Source organism: Streptomyces gobiensis (assembly GCF_021216675.1).
GTDB lineage: Bacteria > Actinomycetota > Actinomycetes > Streptomycetales > Streptomycetaceae > Streptomyces > Streptomyces gobiensis.
Map to the genome: position 1 here is coordinate 3,254,342 of NZ_CP086120.1, position 16,190 is coordinate 3,270,531.

The following is a 16,190-nucleotide window of genomic DNA, read 5'->3' on the forward strand; positions in this document are numbered from 1 at the left end:
GCCCACTCGACTCGACACCTTCTCACGCAGCGCCCCAAGGCGACTACTGAGTGATGTTCCCACTATGGCCACTACCGCGTACAACGATCCGGCCAGCTCTCCGAGCGGGAGTAAGAATCCCGCCAGCTCATGGTGTCTCACCGGTGAACGCGTCGGACAGCGGCTTGCTGCGGTCGGGGCCGGAACGCAGCCAGACCTCGCAGCCCAACGTCGCGTCCAAGGGCTGTAGTACGTCCGGCCCAGGGTGCAGCCCCAGCACAGCCGCACGCAGGGCATCGACGTTCACCAGCCCGCTCTGGGCCAGCAGGGAATCGTCGAACAGGGCGAGCAGCTCGGCCCGGTTCTGGCGGAGCCCGGCATGGAAATCTGCGCTGAAGTTCCCTTTGGTGGAACGCTGGAGGACCGACTCAGGAACGATCCCTCGCATGACGGCCGCCAGCACCGGTTTGTACCGGGCGGGCGCATTGCGCTGATGCACCCGTACGGACAGCGCTGCCTCGATCACCCCGTCGTCGAAATAGGGCGCCGCGTACTCCACGCCCAGGCGGCTGGTGACCTCGTCCATCTGATGGATGCCGCTTCCTGCGGCCCGTACGCACTGGAGCGCCGTGTGCTGCCCTCGCTGCGGTGACAGCGGATCCGGTGCGCTGCCGGCGGCTTCCCGCAGCAGGCCGCGTACAGCCTCGACCGCTTCGGGTGTCGCCCAGGGAGGTATACGCGGGGTGGCACCCCAGGACAGCGAAGGAACATGCGGGCCGGGCTGGCTGGCTGGGCCGTGCGTGCCGGGCGATGTGGCGGGCTCCGCCGCGAGGCCGTCCGCGGCGGCGGCCAGCCACGCGCCGAATGTGTCGCGCCGGGTCAGCTCACGCAGCACCGGCCACAGCGGCCACCGCCGGTGGGCGTGCTGCCTGCGGATGCGGGCGAGCGCTGCCAGCGGACGGCGGCGGATGAGGTCGTGGAGGTGGGCGGGTGGTGCACAGAACAGCTCGTCGCCGCCGCCACCGCAGATATGCAGCCGCGATCCCCGGTCGGCCATCTGCTCGACGGTCGCCAAACTCCTGGCCCCGGCGCGCACCCATACGCTCGGCTCCGCGGTCGCGGCGTCCAGTCCGGTCAGCCCGGCGAACCACAGGGGGGTGTCGGCCGGGCCGGGCACCACATGCTCGATGTCCGGCAGCTCGGCGACGGCACGTTCGGCCCAGACACGGTCGTCGTTCTCCGGGTCCATGCCTTCCCACCGCAGGGTGACCAGCCGTGCCGCGCCCCGGGCCGCCAGGAAGCACAGGCTGGTGGAGTCCATGCCGCCGGACAGGTCCGCGCTCACCGTTCCGCCACCGGCCGTGCAGGACTCCACCGCGGTGGTCACCGCGCCGCGTACCGCGGACACCCCCTGCTCCGCCGGGAGAACCGGGTCCGGAGGGCTCCACCACCGGATGGAGCGGGCGCGCCCGGCCGGGTCGATCAGCAGACAGTGGTCGGGCCGCAGGGCCGCCAGCCCCTGCCACACGCACTGGTCATCCAGCGGATACGGCGGCACCGGAAACAACAGCCGCAGCGCCAGCCGCGGTATCTCAACGCCCGCCCCGGTCACCGACGCGAGCACACTCGCATGGCTGGCGGCCACCGTCACACCGGCCACCCGCGCGTGGAAGACCCGCCGTACGGCGGAGGCGCTGCCCCGCACCCGGACCTGGCCGTCCATCGAGGTGACCAGATGGAAGCTGCCCGCCAGGCCCTCGGCCGCCCGCTCCGTCTCCGTGATGTCCCGCATCCGCTCCAGCCGCGCCGACAGCGCATCGGCGGTGACCGGGCAACGCCCGATCACCGCCAGCCGTGCCGCCCCCGCCTTGGCCACCCTCACCTGTCCGTCCGGCCAGCTGCCCAGCAGCCACGGCCGCCCCGAACCATGAGCGATCACCTTGGCCGCACGGGGGCGCAGCACCCGCGCCGCGGCGAGACCCGCTTCACCGTCCGGCAGGACCGCGAACCACACCTCACCCGACATGGCGTCCGCTTCAGCCAAGGAAGGGCTCGTAGAGGGGGAGCGACGGAAGGAAGTCCAGCTCTGGCCCCTCCGGGATGCCCCGGGTCAGCTCGGCGAACTCACCGACCTCCACCAGCGCCGGAGGCTCGTACACCTGGTCACGGCTTTCCATCGAGATCCCCTTCCGGTGTTTTCTGCTGCGGCGCGGGGGTCCGCACGCCGTCCCATGGCTGTCCAGCCAGCCATGGGTTAGGCGGGAAGGGTGATGGAGTCATTCGAAGGAGCGGAACATCGTTCGGACGTCTCATTCTGGGACCTGCACCAACGGACGTGCCGCGCAGCACACCTGACGCACGATACGAAGCGCAGGTCAGGGCCACACCAGACAGTAGGGCTGGTGCCCCGCGTCGTGCAGGCGGTGACTGAAGTCCTGCCACTCGTGCAGCAGTTGGTAGACGTCGTAAGCGTCGCGCGGGCCGCCTCGGTCGGGAACCGTGGACCAGATGAAGGCTGCCGCGCCGACCGACTCCTCGCCAACGCCGCGCAGCGGGTCCACGACCGTCATGGGCAGCTTGACCACGGCGTAGTCGGGGTGGAGCACCACAAGCTCCAGCGGAGGGACGCGGTGCAGCGGTATGCCCTGGATACCGGTGAGAACCATCGCGGCCATGGTCTCCGGCTTGATCTTGGTGAACATGCCCTGACCCAGTTCATCGCCGCCGAGCTCCTCCGGGCGCATGGAGATGGGGACCCGCGCCGCCGTCGCGCCATCGGGGGCACCGAAGTATTTGTAGGTCACCCCCACTCGGCTGCCACCCTTGCTGTTCTCCGTGTCCGCCGCCTCGCGTCGGTGTCGGCCGCGCGGCACGCTCTCCGGCTCGAGGTCCCCGGCGCCCTCGCCCAGTCCGCCTCCGCGCATGTCACCACCTGACTACTCGCGGCCCCCGCCGCGCAACCCGATCATCGTCTCAGAGACATCCCCTCGATACGGCCAGCGAAACGCCCGGCCGCACAAGCGCGCGAAGCTCTGACACCATGGCTTGCGTGAGCTATCCGTTCGAAGCACCAGTATCGCAGTCGCTCTTCGACCGTGCGGCCGTCGTGACACCGGGAGGCGTGAACTCTCCGGTGCGGGCGTTCCGTGCCGTGGGCGGTACGCCCCGGTTCATGGTGTCCGGCACCGGCCCGTACCTCACGGACGCGGACGGTCGGGAGTATGTAGACCTTGTTTGTTCGTGGGGGCCGATGATCCTCGGCCATTCTCATCCGGCGGTGAACGAAGCCGTCCTCGCAGCCGTATCGCGGGGGACGTCCTTCGGTACGCCCGGGGAGGGTGAGGTCGAGCTGGCCGAGGAGATTGTGGCCCGTATCGCCCCTGCTCAGCAGGTACGGCTGGTCTCCTCGGGTACCGAGGCCACCATGTCCGCGATCCGGCTGGCCCGCGGTTTCACCGGGCGGGCCAAGGTCATCAAGTTCGCCGGGTGCTACCACGGGCATGTGGACGCGCTGCTCGCCGCCGCCGGGTCCGGGGTGGCGACCTTCGGGCTGCCGGACACCCCGGGGGTGACCGGGGCGCAGGCCGGGGAGACGCTGGTACTGCCGTATAACGATCTGGCGGCGGTACGGGACGCGTTCGCCGCGCATCCGGGTGAGATCGCCTGCGTGATCACCGAGGCTTCGCCGGGGAACATGGGCGTCGTACCGCCCCGGGAGGGCTTCAACGCCGGGCTGAAGGCGCTCTGCCAGGAGAACGGCGCGCTTTTCATCTCCGATGAGGTCATGACCGGCTTCCGGGTCAGCAAGCAGGGCTGGTACGGGATCGATGGCGTCAGCCCGGATCTGATGACCTTCGGCAAGGTGATGGGCGGCGGCTTCCCGGCCGCGGCCTTCGGCGGCCGGGCGGATGTGATGGCGTATCTGGCCCCAGCGGGGCCGGTCTATCAGGCGGGGACGCTCTCCGGGAACCCGGTCGCCACCGCCGCCGGTGTCGCCCAGCTCCGGCAGCTCGATGACGCGGCGTACGAGAAGGTCGACGCCGCATCGGCCGCCGTGCGCTCGCTGGTGACCGAGGCGCTGGGCAAGGAGGGCGTCGCGCACCGGTTGCAGACCGCGGGCAATATGTTCTCGGTCTTCTTCACGGACCAGGACGTCACCGACTACGCCTCGGCCAAGGCTCAGGAGTCCTTCCGCTTCACCGCCTTCTTCCACTCCATGCTGGAACAGGGCGTCTACCTGCCGCCGTCCGCCTTTGAGTCCTGGTTTGTGTCGACCGCGCACGATGACCGGGCCATCGAGCGGATCGCCGCCGCCCTGCCCGCTGCCGCGCGGGCCGCCGCCGGGGCGGTGGCGGCATGAGCGGCGAGAAAGATGTGACCGTTGTCCATCTGATGCGGCACGGTGAGGTGGAGAACCCGGACGGGATCCTCTACGGCCGTCTCCCCGGCTATCACCTCTCCGACCTGGGCCGCCGCATGGCCGACCGGGTCGCCGAGCAGCTGGCCGACCGGGATATCACCAAGGTCATCTCCTCCCCGCTGGACCGTGCCCAGGAGACCGCCGCCCCGGTCGCCAAGGCGCACGGCCTGGACGTCAGCACCGATGAGCGGCTGATCGAGGCGGGCAACCTCTTCCAGGGCAAGACCTTCGGTGTCGGTGACGGAGCCCTGCGCAGGCCTTCCAACTGGAAGCATCTGCGCAACCCGTTCCGGCCGTCCTGGGGTGAGCCGTATGTGGACCAGGTCGTACGGATGATGGGCGCCCTTGACGCGGCCAAGGAGGCCGCCCGTGGCCATGAGGCGGTGTGCGTCAGCCATCAGCTGCCGATCTGGATTGTGCGCAGCTATGTGGAGCGGCGTCGGCTGTGGCATGACCCGCGGAACCGGCAGTGCACGCTTGCTTCGCTGACGAGCTTTACGTATGTCGGCGACAAGATCGTCTCGGTGAGCTATACGGAACCGGCTCGTGATCTGGTGCCTCGGCATTTGCTGGCTGGGGGCAGGCCGGTCAAGGGCGCGAAGGGCTTCGGCGCCTGACGCAGCCGCCCGCCCGCACAGCGGGGCTCCGCCCCGGGCCCGGCTTCCCGGCGCGGGGTTTCCCCTATGCCCGCCCCTTCCGGCTGTGCCGGTATGCGGCTCCGCCGCGTGGCGGGGCTTTGCCCGGTTGTGGGTGCTGTGGGTGGGTGTCCCCGTATCCCGCCCCTTCCCGGAAACCGGGGCTTCGCCCCGGGGCCCCGGGGGTTGGCCGGGTGCGGGCCGGTGGCCGGTGTTGTGCCCACCCGTTCCGCCCTGCGGAACGATTGCCCACAACATGGGTGGGGGTCTGGGGGCGTCAGCCCACAGTTTCGGGAAGGGGCCGGGTTAGGGGACTCCCACCCACGGCAACGGCGCTCAGCCACCACCGACGGACGGAGTCCGGCGCAGGCGGGCCGAAGCCCTCGAGGCGCCCCCGGCGCCGAGAGGCGCGAGGGCGCCGTTAAGGAGGGGCGGGCGCCGTTAGGGAGGGGTGGGGAAGATTCCTTGGGGGCGCATGCGAAACTTTTCACATGAGTTCTCACCCCGCTCTCCGGAGGCCCGCGCTGGCCTCCCTCGTCATGGTCGGCGCTCTGGCGCTGACCGCCTGCGGCGGCGACAGCGGGACAGGATCAGGCGGCGGTCAGTCCAACTATGTCCAGGGCACCGGTGTGATCACTTCGGTACAGCGCGGTGAGCGGCAGGCCGCGCCCGAGCTCTCCGGAGAGACCGTCGACGGGGGGACCATCGATGTTGCGGACTACCGCGGCAAGGTCGTCGTCCTGAACGTCTGGGGCTCATGGTGTCCGCCATGCCGCGCGGAGATGCCGCATCTGGTCAAGGTCGCCGAGGAGATGAAGCCCCAGGGGGTGCAGTTCATCGGCATCAATACCCGGGACACCCAGAAGGTGCCCGCGCAGCGGTTCGAGAAGGAGTTCGAGGTCCCGTACCCGAGCCTGTACGACCCCACCGGGAAGCTGCTGCTGCGGTTCCCCAGGGGAAGCCTCAACCCACAGGCGATCCCGTCGACCCTCGTACTCGACCGCGAGGGCAAAATCGCGGCGCGTGCCCTCAAGGCCCTCAGCGAGGACGAGCTGAACAAGATGATCAAGCCGATCGTCGCCGAGAAGTGACCTGTGCTGACTCTCGCCGCGGCCACCGATGTCAATGAGACCGTCCTCAGTGGGGCACTGCTCGCCGCGCTGCCCCTCGCTCTCTTCGGCGGTCTGGTCTCCTTCTTCTCCCCGTGCGTACTGCCGCTGGTGCCCGGCTATCTCTCCTATGTCACCGGCGTGGGCGGAGCGGACCTGGCGGAGCAGCGGCGCGGTCGGATGCTGGCCGGGGCGTCGCTGTTCGTGCTGGGCTTCACGGCCGTCTTTGTCTCGGGCGGGGCGCTCTTCGGCTATGCGGGACAGTCGCTGCTGGAGCACCAGCAGCTGATCAACCGGGTGCTCGGCGTCTTTATGATCTTGATGGGGCTGGCCTTTATGGGCCTGCTCAAGGGCTTCGGGCAGCGGGAGTTCCGCTTTCATAAGAAGCCCGCGCTGGGCCTGGCGGGCGCACCGCTGCTGGGTGTGGTGTTCGGCGTCGGCTGGACACCGTGTATCGGCCCCACCCTCGCCGCCGTCAACGGGCTCGCCCTGAATCAGGCGAGCGCCGGACGGGGCGCGCTGCTGATGACCGCCTATTGCATCGGGCTCGGGCTGCCGCTCATCCTGGCCGCGGTCGCCTTCCGGCGGGCGCTAGGCGCCTTCGACTGGATCAGGCGCCACTATGTGTGGGTGATGCGGCTGGGCGGTGGGATGCTCATCGCCCTGGGGGTGCTGTTCGTCAGCGGCGGCTGGGATCTGATGCTCGCGGAAATGCTGAGCTGGACCAACAACTTCACTGTCGGGGTCTGATCCATGAGCAATACGGACGTCGAAGAGCGCGACGCGGGGGCCCAGCTCTCCACCGCCCCTTCGGAAGAGCCAGCCCAACCGGCCGGCCCCGCCCTGGGGGTGATCGGCTGGGCCCGCTGGTTCTGGCGCCAGCTCACCTCGATGCGGATCGCGCTGATCCTGCTGCTGCTGCTCTCACTCGCCACCATCCCTGGCTCGCTGATCCCGCAGAACAGCGTCGACGACTCCAAGGTCGCCCAGTTCCAGGAGCGGCATGAGACGCTGACGCCGGTCTACGAGAAGCTCCAGCTGTTCGACGTCTACAGCTCCGTGTGGTTCTCCGCGATCTACATCCTGCTGTTCATCTCGTTGATCGGCTGCATTGTGCCGCGCAGCTGGCAGTTTGTGGGCCAGCTGCGCGCCCGTCCGCCGCGTGCCCCAGGGCGGCTGACCCGGATGCCCGCGTACACCACCTGGCACACCGACGCAGAGCCGGGGCGGGTGCTGAGCGCGGCTCGGAAGCTGCTGGGCCGGAAGCGGTTCAGGGTGGCACCGAAGGCCCCCGGGGATTCCTCTCTCGCCGCCGAGAAGGGCTATGTGCGCGAGGCGGGCAACCTCGTCTTCCATATCGCGCTGATCGTCATGCTGATCGCCTTCGCGGCCGGTCAGCTCTGGAAGTCCGAGGGCGGCAAGCTGATTGTCGAGGGCGATGGATTCTCCAATACCCTCACGCAGTACGACGACTTCAAGGGCGGTTCCCTCTACGATCCGCAGGACCTTGACTCCTTCGGTTTCACTCTGGACAAGTTCCACTCCAGCTTTGAGCCCAGCGGCCCGCAGAAGGGCACACCGCGCGAGTTCCGCGCGGATGTCACCTACTGGGAGGGCGCCGACGGGGCAGAGAAGAAGACCGCGATCGAGGTGAACCGCCCGCTCCAGGTGGGGGACTCCAAGGTCTATCTGCTCGAACACGGCTACGCCCCCGTGGTCACCGTCAAGGACGGTCAGGGCGAGGTCGCCTATGAGGGCCCCGTCCCGTTCCTGCCGCAGGACGCCAACGTCACCTCCTCGGGAGTCGTCAAGGTCCCCGACTACCGCGACAAGGACAACAAGAAGAGCCAGCTCGGCTTTCAGGGCTTCTTCGTGCCCACCTTCGAAGAAGACAGCGGCACGATGTTTTCCCAGTTCCCCGCGGCGATCAATCCGGTGCTCTTCCTCACCGCCTACCACGGTGATCTGGGCATCGACGCCGGGCTGCCGCAGAACGTCTACCAGCTCGAAACCAAGAAGCTGAAGCAGTTCAAGACCAAGGACGGCAAGCCCGTCGCGAAGAAGCTGCAGCCCGGCGAGACGATGACGCTGCCCAATGGCGCGGGCGAGCTGAAGTTCGAGGGTGTGCAGCGCTGGGCGACGTTCCAGATCTCCCAGGCGCCCGGCAAGGGCTGGGCATTGGGCGGTGCGCTCGCCGCGGTGCTGGGGCTCGCCGCGTCGCTGTTCATCCAGCGCCGCCGCGTCTGGGTCCGGACCTCGGCAGGCCCCGATGGCCGTACCGTCGTCGAGATGGCCGGGCTCGGCCGCAGCGAGTCCGCGAAGGTGCCCGAGGAACTGGGTGAGCTGGCCGAGGCGCTGCGGGCCGAGGCGCCCGTCGCGAAGGAAACCCCCGCCGAATCTGCTGAAGGAGAGCCTCAGTGATTATCGCTGCCCCGGCCAACGCCGAGCTGGCCGATATCAGCAATGTGCTGGTCTACTCGGCGATGGCGGTTTATGTGCTCGCCTTCGTCGCCCATATCGCGGAGTGGCTGTTCGGCAGTCGTAGCAAGGTGGCGCGCACCGCTGCCGCGCTCACCCCGGAGAAGGCCCCGAAGAAGGCGGCGCAGGGCGCCACGCGGGGTGGTGGCGGCACAGCTGTGCTCGACCGGCCCAAGGTTGTCACCCGTTCCGCTGGTGGGTCCCGTGCCGATGTCCCGGACGGTCCGGGGGCGGCCGGTGAGGACGAGCAGGGCGATATGTACGGCCGGATCGCCGTCGCGCTCACCCTCCTGGCCTTCCTGGTGCACGCGGGGGGCGTGCTGAGCCGCGCGCTGTCGGTGCAGCGGGTGCCGTGGGCCAATATGTATGAGTTCTCCACGACCTTCTCCATGGTTGTGGTCGGCGCGTACCTCGCCTTTCTGGCGGCCAAGAAGAACGTCCGCTGGATTGGGCTGCCGCTGGTCACCACCGTGCTGCTTGACCTGGGGCTGGCCACCACCGTCTTCTACGCGGAGAGCGACCAGCTGCCGCCCGCGCTGGACTCGTACTGGCTGGTCATTCATGTCTCGCTGGCCATCGTCTGCGGTGCGCTCTTCTATCTGGGCGCGGTCGGCTCGGTGCTGTATCTCTTCCGGGACCGCTACGAGGCCAAGCTGGAGGGCGGTGCCAAGCCGGGCCGTTTCGCCACCTCTGTGCTGGAGCGGTTGCCGTCGGCGGCCTCGCTGGACAAGTTCGCCTACCGCATCAACGCGGCGGTCTTCCCCTTCTGGACTTTCACGATTGTCGCCGGGGCGATCTGGGCGGAGAGCGCTTGGGGCCGCTACTGGGGCTGGGACGCCAAGGAAGTGTGGTCCTTCATCACCTGGGCCGCTTACGCGTGCTATCTGCACGCCCGTGCGACCGTCGGCTGGAAGGGCCGCAGGGCCGCCTACCTGGCGCTCTTCGCCTTCTGCTGCTTCCTCTTCAACTACTACGGGGTCAACATCTTCGTGAACAGCCTGCATTCGTACGCGGGCGTCTGACCGGGGGGTCTTTCCCCTGACCCTCCCCTTCCCGAAACTGGGGGCTGACGCCCCCAGATCCCCCAGCCCAAGCCTCTCGCCGATACCGGGGCGCTCTTTGCTGAGGTGGGAGCCCACCCCCAATGGGGGAGGCGGTCAATGCGGCCTGTTACGTGAGGAGCCTGGCGGCTGCGCCGGTGTGCTTGCCGTCTTCTTCGTCGACCCGGTCAATGAGGATCATCGCCACATCGTCCGCCAAGCGGCCCTCAGCGTGGCGGACCAATGCCTGGTGCAGTTCTTCCAGGAACTCCGGCGGCGTGGTGCTCGCGCGTATCTCCTGGATGGTCTCCGGCAGGGCGAAGAAGTCGTTGTCGCGATTGCGGGCTTCGATCACGCCGTCGGTGTAGAGCAGCAGACGGTCGCCGGGTAGGAACGGATAGCTCTCGGACTTGGCGGGAGGGCCGGTTTCGAGGTCTTCCAGGCCGAGAGGCGGCAGTGGCGAGGCGGGCATCAGGCCCTGAACCCTGCCCTGGCGCAGCACCAGCGGAGGCGGATGGCCACGGTTGACCAGTTGCACCACGTGTTCGTCCGGCACCTGGGCGATGAGCGCGGTGGTGAATCCCTCCAACAGAGCTTCCGGAGCGTACGCACCCGGCACGTCGGCCTCCCGTCGCAGCGCAGCCGCGCAGTGGTTCATGACCTCCGGCAGCTCGTCCTCATAGTGCGCGGCCTCCCGAAACGCACCCAACGCCACCGCGACCGCGCGCACGGCAGACAGCCCCTTGCCCCGTACGTCTCCCATGATCAGCCGGACCCCGTACCGCGTCTGCACAGCCTCGTACAGATCACCGCCGATCTGTGCCCCCGTCTCAGCCGCGAGGTACAGGCTGGCCGCCCGCACCGGACCCAGGCGCTCGGGGACGGGCCGCAGTACGACCTCCTGAGCCGCCACGGCGATCCTGCGCACCTGGTCGAGTTCGCTCTGCCTGCGCGCACGTACCGCGTTGCTCAGGGTGATGCTGGCCACGGATACCACAAGCAGCCCCAGGAAGTTGCCGAAGACCAGCTGTGTACCCCACGCCTGGTTGTAGGTCGCGGTGGTCACATTCACGGCCAGAGCGAGGGCTGCCGCGGAGAGGGTCCCTGTCGGGCCCATCGTCAGCGCGGCCAGTGCCGGCGTTGTGGTGAGGACAGGGCCGGTGACCAGATCGTGTGCGGGCGAGAGCTCGATACCCAGCACGCCCAGCGCGATCGCGAAGGGCACACACTGCGCCAGCGTGAAGAGGACCCCACTATGGCCTCCCGCTCCTGGTCGAGGAGGCGAGCGGAAGAGCGACCGCATGGGTCCAGCATGCCTCGCTGAAGTTGAGTGCTCCACTCAACGCTCTTGTGGCGCAAGGAACCCGGAGAGCCGTGGCCTACTGGCCCGGCGCTACTGCGCCCTCAAGTAAACCGGTGAGATCCGCCAACTCAGGCAGGGCCGACGGTGTGTGCCCGCACCACGGGTGGGGGCCCGGGGCGCAAGCCTACGGTTTCGGGAAGGGGCGGGGATTGGGGAAAACCCCCGGTTACCAGGTCAGGCCGCGGGTGAGCAGGTCGAGCAGCGCGAACGTGAAAAGGACGATCCCGATCACACCGTTCACCGTGAAGAACGCCCGGTTGAGCCTGCTCAGATCCCCCGGCCTGACAATGGCGTGCTCATAGCCGAAGGCCGCCACGACAATCACCAGTCCCGCCCAGAGGAACGGCCCCGCGCCCGTGGCCAGGCCGTACCAGATGAGCAGCGCCATCGTGACGGCATGGCAGCCGCGGGCGCCGTACAGCGCGGCGGTGATGCCGAAGCGGGCCGGGACGGACTTGACGCCCTCCGCACGGTCCGCGGCCACATCCTGGCAGGCGAAGATCAGGTCGAAGCCGCCGATCCAGATGCCGACGGCCAGCCCCAGAATGACCGCGTCCCACGACCACGCCCCGGTGACCGCGAGCCAGGCGCCCACCGGGCCGATGGCCTGGGCGAGGCCGAGTATGGCGTGCGGGAAATTGGTGAACCGCTTCCCGTACGGATAGACCACCATCGGTACGACCGCCAGCGGAGCCAGCGCCAGACAGAGCAGGTTGAGCAGTGCGGCCGCACCGAGGAAGATCACCAGGGCGATCAGGGCACCGGCCCACGCCGTACGCACGGACACCGCGCCGGTGACCAGCTCACGCCCGGCCGTGCGCGGATTTCGGGCGTCGATCTCCCGGTCGATGATGCGGTTCGCGGCCATCGCGAAGGTGCGCAGGGACACCATGGCGACGGTGACCAGGAGCAGATCCCACCCGTGAACGGTGCCGCTGACCTGGAACATCGCGGTGAGCGAGGCGATATACGCGAAGGGCAGCGCGAAGACCGAGTGCTCGATCATCACCAGCCGCAGAAAGGCTTTGACCCTGCTGGGGCCCGGGCCGACAACACCCTCAGCGGTGCTCACAGGCCGTACTCCTGCCAGCGCCTGGTCACCCGGTCGGCCACCTCCGGATCGGACTCGATCATGTGCGGCCAGCCGCCATCGCGCGTATAGCCCTCCTCGGGCCACTTCGCGGTGGCGTCGATGCCCGCCTTGCCACCCCAGAACTGCTGGTAGGAAGCGTGGTCCAGGTGGTCCACCGGGCCCTCGACCACGCTCAGATCCCGCGCGTAGTCCGTGTTGCCCAGCGCACGCCAGGCCACCTCGTGCAGATCGTGGACATCGCAGTCGGCGTCCACGACCACGATCAGCTTGGTCAGCGACATCATGTGCGCGCCCCAGATCGCGTGCATCACCTTCTGCGCGTGCTTGGGGTATTTCTTGTCGATCGAGACAATCGCGCAGTTGTGGAAGCCGCCTGCCTCCGGCAGGTGGTAGTCCACGATGTCCGGAATAATGATCTTGAGCAGGGGGAGGAAGAACCGCTCCGTGGCCCGTCCCAGTGGGCCGTCCTCGGTCGGTGGACGGCCGACCACGATGGACTGCAACAGCGGCCGCTTGCGCGTGGTGACGCAGTCGATCGTCAGCGCCGGGAAGTCCTCCTGCGGCGTATAGAAGCCGGTGTGGTCGCCGTACGGGCCCTCCGGCAGCATCTCGCCGGGCTCCAGCCACCCCTCCAGCACCACCTCGGCCTGCGCCGGGACCTGCAGGGGCACGGTCTTGCAGTCGACCATCTCCACCCGCTTGCCCTGCACAAAGCCAGCGAAGAGATACTCGTCGATATCGCCGGGCAGCGGCGCGGTCGAGGCGTAGGTCACCGCGGGCGGGCAGCCGAAGGCGATGGCGACCGGCAGCTTCTCGCCCCGCTTGGCGGCGACCTGGTAGTGGTTGCGGCTGTCCTTGTGGATCTGCCAGTGCATCCCGATGGTCCGGCGGTCGTGCCGCTGCAGCCGGTAAAGCCCCAGATTCCGTACCCCGGTCTCCGGGTGCCTGGTGTGCGTCAGGCCCAGATTGAAGAACGAGCCGCCGTCCTCCGGCCAGGTGAACAGCGCGGGCAACTGGTCAAGGTCGACCTCGTCGCCCGTGCGGACGACCTCCTGCACGGGAGCGTCCTTGACCTTCTTCGGCGGGACGTGCGTCATCCCGGCCAGCTTGCCGAAGGCCTCCCGCATCCCGACGAAGCCCTGCGGCAGCTCCGGCTTCAGCAGGCCGCCGATCTTGTCGCTGATCTCCCCGTACGACGTCAGGCCGAGCGCCTTGAGCAGCCGCCGGTCGGTGCCGAATACATTCATCGCCAGGGGCATCGCCGAGCCCTTGACGTTCTCGAAGAGCAGCGCCGGGCCGCCCGCCTTGTTGACCCGGTCGACGATCTCGCCCACTTCCAGACGGGGGTCAACCTCGGCCTTGACGCGTTTCAGATCGCCATCCCGCTCAAGCGCCCGCAGGAGCGAGCGGAGATCGTCGTATGCCATGCCTGCCAGTATCGGGTATCGCCTCGCCAGGCATGCCGCGGGGCAGCCGCCGGGCAGCGCGCCCTTCACTTGCGGCTCCCATTACGCTTGACCTTGTATCGGGGCTGATGTCTCAGGCCCACCCGCGCCACGTCAGGACGTACTCAGGGGGCGTTCCACATGAAAGTTCTTGCCATCCTGCTGTTGCTGGCGGTGTGGGTCTACGCCTTTATCGACTGCCTCAACACTCCTGAGAACCAGGTGCGGAAGCTGCCGAAGGTCGTATGGGTGATCATCGTCCTGCTCTTCGGTCAGGTCCTGGTGGGCCCGATCGCCTGGTTCGCGGTCGGCCGCCCCCGTAAGAACGCCGCGTACGGCGCCACCCGCGCGGAGGAGCGCCGGTGGGTCGCCCCGGATGACAATCCGGACTTCCTCAAGTCCATCAAGGACGAGGACACCCCGCCGCCGGCCCAGGACGGCCCGCGCCAGGAGGCCCCGCCTCCCGCTGAGGAGCTCAGCCTGGAGGAGTGGGAGGAAGAGTTCCGCCGTAAGGACAACGGCCCGGACGACACCCCGCCAAAGGCCTGACCTGCGGCCGAGTAAGTCCGCGGCAAAGGCTGCGCAAATAGGCAGACATTCACGGAACCGGCATGCCCGGTGTTCCCCTCTTTCCCGGCATCGAGACCGCAATGCCGTAAGGGAACGGGGATGTCATGCCGGACGAGGGTGGGATAGGTATAAGCCGACGGGGCCTGCTGGGTATGGGAGCCGGGGCCCTGGTCGCCATGGGGGCCGCCGGATGCGGGGCAGCCTCCGGGTCGGGCAAGGGGGGCGCGGGGGAGGAAAAGCAGCAGGCCAAGGCGATAGGTGACGGCTCAACGGCCGACACCGGACCACAGCCGAATCAGCCGTCGCAGCCGGAGAAGCTGGAGCCGGGGCAGACGCCCCCGCAATTTGTGATCTTTTCCTGGGATGGCGCCGGCGAGGTCGGGAACGGCCTCTTTCCGCGCTTCCGCAAGGTCGCCGAAGATCACGGCGCGGCGATGACCTTCTTTCTCTCCGGGCTGTATCTGCTGCCGGAGTCCAAACAGAATCTTTACGGTCCGCCGAACAACCCGGTCGGCGCCTCCGACATCGGCTATCTCAAGGACAGCAACATCCGGGAGACCTTGAAGAACCTGCGCGCCGCCTGGCTGGAAGGCCATGAGGTCGGTACGCACTTCAACGGGCACTTCTGCGGCGGCTCGGGCTCGGTCGAGAAGTGGACCCCGCAGCAGTGGCGGTCCGAGATCGACCAGGCCATGTCGTTTGTGACGAAGTGGCGTACGAACACGGGCTTCAGCGATCTTGAACCGCTGCCCTTCGACTACCGCAAGGAGCTCATCGGCGGCCGCACCCCGTGCCTGCTGGGCCAGGACAATCTGCTGCCGACCGCGGCGGAGCTGAACTGGCGCTACGACGCCAGCTCCGCCGGCGGGTTGCAGATCTGGCCCGCGAAGAAGCAGGGCATCTGGGATCTGCCGCTGCAGTCCATACCGTTCCCCGGGCACTCTTTCGAGGTGCTCTCCATGGACTACAACATCCTCGCCAACCAGTCGCAGAACTCCACGAACGCGCCGCCCGCCAACTACCCGGGCTGGCGCAAGCAGGCCACGGACGCGTATATCGCGGGCTTCCAGCGCGCCTATGAGACCAACCGGGCGCCCCTGTTCATAGGCAACCACTTTGAGCGGTGGAACGGCGGCATCTATATGGACGCCGTTGAGGAGGCGATCAAGCACATCGCCGATGAGAAGCGGAAGGATGTGCGCCTGGTGTCCTTCCGGCAGTTTGTCGACTGGCTCGATGTGCAGCATGCGGGGGTGCTGCGGAAGCTGCGTGGCCTGGGCGTGGGCCAAGAGCCCACCGGCGGCTGGAAGACCTACCTGACCTGACCTGACCGGCCCCCCAGCCCCCGGCCCCCGCCCGAGCCCCAGCGTGCCGGTCAGCTCCAGGGGCTGGGGCCGATACCGCCGGGGGCCCCGCGGACCGCCCGCCGCTGGGGCGTCCGGCGAAGCCAGAAAGCCGCGAGAACGCCGCCGATCAGACCGAAGAGGTGACCCTGCCAGGAGACGCCCGCCGCGGTGGGCAGCACACCCCACAGAATCGAGCCGTAGAGCAGCAGCACCGTGATACCGACGGTGATGTCGAGCGCGTCCCGCTCGACAAAGCCCCGCACCAGCAGATAGCCGAAGAGGCCGAAGACAACACCGGAGGCGCCCGCCGTATTGGAGCCGTCCGGAGCGGTGAGCCAGACGCCGAGCCCGCTCACGACGATGATCACCAGCACCACGCCGATGAAACGGGCCAGGCCGCGCACCGCGGCGAGGAAGCCGAAGATCAGCAGCGGCACGGTGTTGGCCATGACATGGTCCCAGCCGAAGTGCAGAAAGGCCGCCGGGAAGATATCCAGGACCTCGTCCAGATCCCGCGGCTGTATGCCGTACTCCCGGACGATGGGACCGGCGGGACCGTCAATGGCCTCCAGCAACCACATCAGCACGACCCAGGAGAGCATGAACGCGCCCGCGGCCATCGCTCTGGAGCGCCGTGTCGGGCCCGGGCGCGGGCCCGTCCCGCTTGGTCCGTACGCCATGCAGACCCCCCGGTCCTCTATACGTATTACTA

The 16,190-nt window shown here is 68.3% G+C and carries 15 protein-coding genes; 8 read left to right on the forward strand and 7 right to left on the reverse strand.

Features of this window, described 5'->3' with window-relative positions:
- Nucleotides 1–127: 127 nt before the first annotated feature.
- From test1122_RS15220 to test1122_RS15230, 3 genes are all read right to left on the reverse strand, one after another.
- The gene (locus test1122_RS15220; protein WP_232269708.1) at nucleotides 128–2,023 is read right to left on the reverse strand and encodes an asparagine synthase-related protein; all 1,896 of its coding nucleotides are present in this window, start codon (nucleotides 2,021–2,023) and stop codon (nucleotides 128–130) included.
- Nucleotides 2,016–2,156: a lasso RiPP family leader peptide-containing protein gene (locus tag test1122_RS15225; RefSeq protein WP_232269709.1), complete on the reverse strand. Its 141-nt coding sequence runs from the start codon at nucleotides 2,154–2,156 to the stop codon at nucleotides 2,016–2,018. The genes test1122_RS15220 and test1122_RS15225 overlap by 8 nt, the downstream gene beginning before the upstream one ends.
- Nucleotides 2,157–2,354: 198 nt before the next feature.
- Nucleotides 2,355–2,903: a hypothetical protein gene (locus tag test1122_RS15230; protein ID WP_232269710.1), complete on the reverse strand. Its 549-nt coding sequence runs from the start codon at nucleotides 2,901–2,903 to the stop codon at nucleotides 2,355–2,357.
- A gap of 116 nt (nucleotides 2,904–3,019) precedes the next feature.
- On the opposite strand from test1122_RS15230, the gene hemL reads away from it, so the two are divergent.
- The 6 genes from hemL (at nucleotide 3,020) to ccsB (ending at nucleotide 9,643) form a co-directional block, all read left to right on the forward strand.
- Nucleotides 3,020–4,339: a glutamate-1-semialdehyde 2,1-aminomutase gene (hemL, locus tag test1122_RS15235; RefSeq protein ID WP_232269711.1), complete on the forward strand. Its 1,320-nt coding sequence runs from the start codon at nucleotides 3,020–3,022 to the stop codon at nucleotides 4,337–4,339.
- Entirely contained in the window at nucleotides 4,336–5,016 is a 681-nt protein-coding gene (locus test1122_RS15240) for a histidine phosphatase family protein (protein ID WP_232269712.1), read from the forward strand. The genes hemL and test1122_RS15240 overlap by 4 nt, the downstream gene beginning before the upstream one ends.
- 509 nt (nucleotides 5,017–5,525) lie before the next feature.
- The gene (locus test1122_RS15245; RefSeq protein ID WP_232269713.1) at nucleotides 5,526–6,125 is read left to right on the forward strand and encodes a TlpA family protein disulfide reductase; all 600 of its coding nucleotides are present in this window, start codon (nucleotides 5,526–5,528) and stop codon (nucleotides 6,123–6,125) included.
- A gap of 3 nt (nucleotides 6,126–6,128) precedes the next feature.
- Entirely contained in the window at nucleotides 6,129–6,893 is a 765-nt protein-coding gene (locus test1122_RS15250) for a cytochrome c biogenesis CcdA family protein (RefSeq protein ID WP_232269714.1), read from the forward strand.
- A gap of 3 nt (nucleotides 6,894–6,896) precedes the next feature.
- Nucleotides 6,897–8,564 (forward strand): cytochrome c biogenesis protein ResB, encoded by a 1,668-nt coding sequence (gene resB / locus test1122_RS15255; RefSeq protein ID WP_232269715.1) that lies wholly within the window; start codon nucleotides 6,897–6,899, stop codon nucleotides 8,562–8,564.
- Nucleotides 8,561–9,643, forward strand: a complete 1,083-nt coding sequence (gene ccsB / locus test1122_RS15260; RefSeq protein WP_232269716.1) for a c-type cytochrome biogenesis protein CcsB — start codon at nucleotides 8,561–8,563, stop codon at nucleotides 9,641–9,643. The genes resB and ccsB overlap by 4 nt, the downstream gene beginning before the upstream one ends.
- A 148-nt stretch (nucleotides 9,644–9,791) precedes the next feature.
- Here the strand turns inward: ccsB and test1122_RS15265 are convergent, their stop codons facing one another.
- The 3 genes from test1122_RS15265 to test1122_RS15275 form a co-directional block, all read right to left on the reverse strand.
- On the reverse strand, nucleotides 9,792–10,886 hold the full coding sequence (locus test1122_RS15265; RefSeq protein WP_338423540.1) for a PP2C family protein-serine/threonine phosphatase: 1,095 nt from the start codon (nucleotides 10,884–10,886) through the stop codon (nucleotides 9,792–9,794).
- 304 nt (nucleotides 10,887–11,190) lie between these two features.
- A complete protein-coding gene (gene mqnP / locus test1122_RS15270; protein WP_232269718.1) occupies nucleotides 11,191–12,096 on the reverse strand; it encodes a menaquinone biosynthesis prenyltransferase MqnP in 906 nt (301 codons plus the stop codon).
- Nucleotides 12,093–13,544 carry a menaquinone biosynthesis decarboxylase gene (locus test1122_RS15275; protein WP_232269719.1) on the reverse strand — a complete coding sequence of 484 codons (1,452 nt, stop codon included), beginning with the start codon at nucleotides 13,542–13,544 and terminating at the stop codon, nucleotides 12,093–12,095. The genes mqnP and test1122_RS15275 overlap by 4 nt, the downstream gene beginning before the upstream one ends.
- Nucleotides 13,545–13,703: 159 nt before the next feature.
- Between test1122_RS15275 and test1122_RS15280 the strand changes: the two genes are divergently transcribed.
- Both test1122_RS15280 and test1122_RS15285 read left to right on the forward strand, forming a co-directional pair.
- Entirely contained in the window at nucleotides 13,704–14,111 is a 408-nt protein-coding gene (locus tag test1122_RS15280; RefSeq protein ID WP_232269720.1) for a PLD nuclease N-terminal domain-containing protein, read from the forward strand.
- A 125-nt stretch (nucleotides 14,112–14,236) separates the two neighbouring features.
- Nucleotides 14,237–15,457: a polysaccharide deacetylase family protein gene (locus test1122_RS15285; protein ID WP_232269721.1), complete on the forward strand. Its 1,221-nt coding sequence runs from the start codon at nucleotides 14,237–14,239 to the stop codon at nucleotides 15,455–15,457.
- Nucleotides 15,458–15,507: 50 nt separating this feature from the next.
- On the opposite strand, the gene test1122_RS15290 is transcribed toward test1122_RS15285, so the two are convergent.
- On the reverse strand, nucleotides 15,508–16,098 hold the full coding sequence (locus tag test1122_RS15290; protein WP_338423541.1) for a rhomboid family intramembrane serine protease: 591 nt from the start codon (nucleotides 16,096–16,098) through the stop codon (nucleotides 15,508–15,510).
- Nucleotides 16,099–16,190 lie beyond the last annotated feature (92 nt).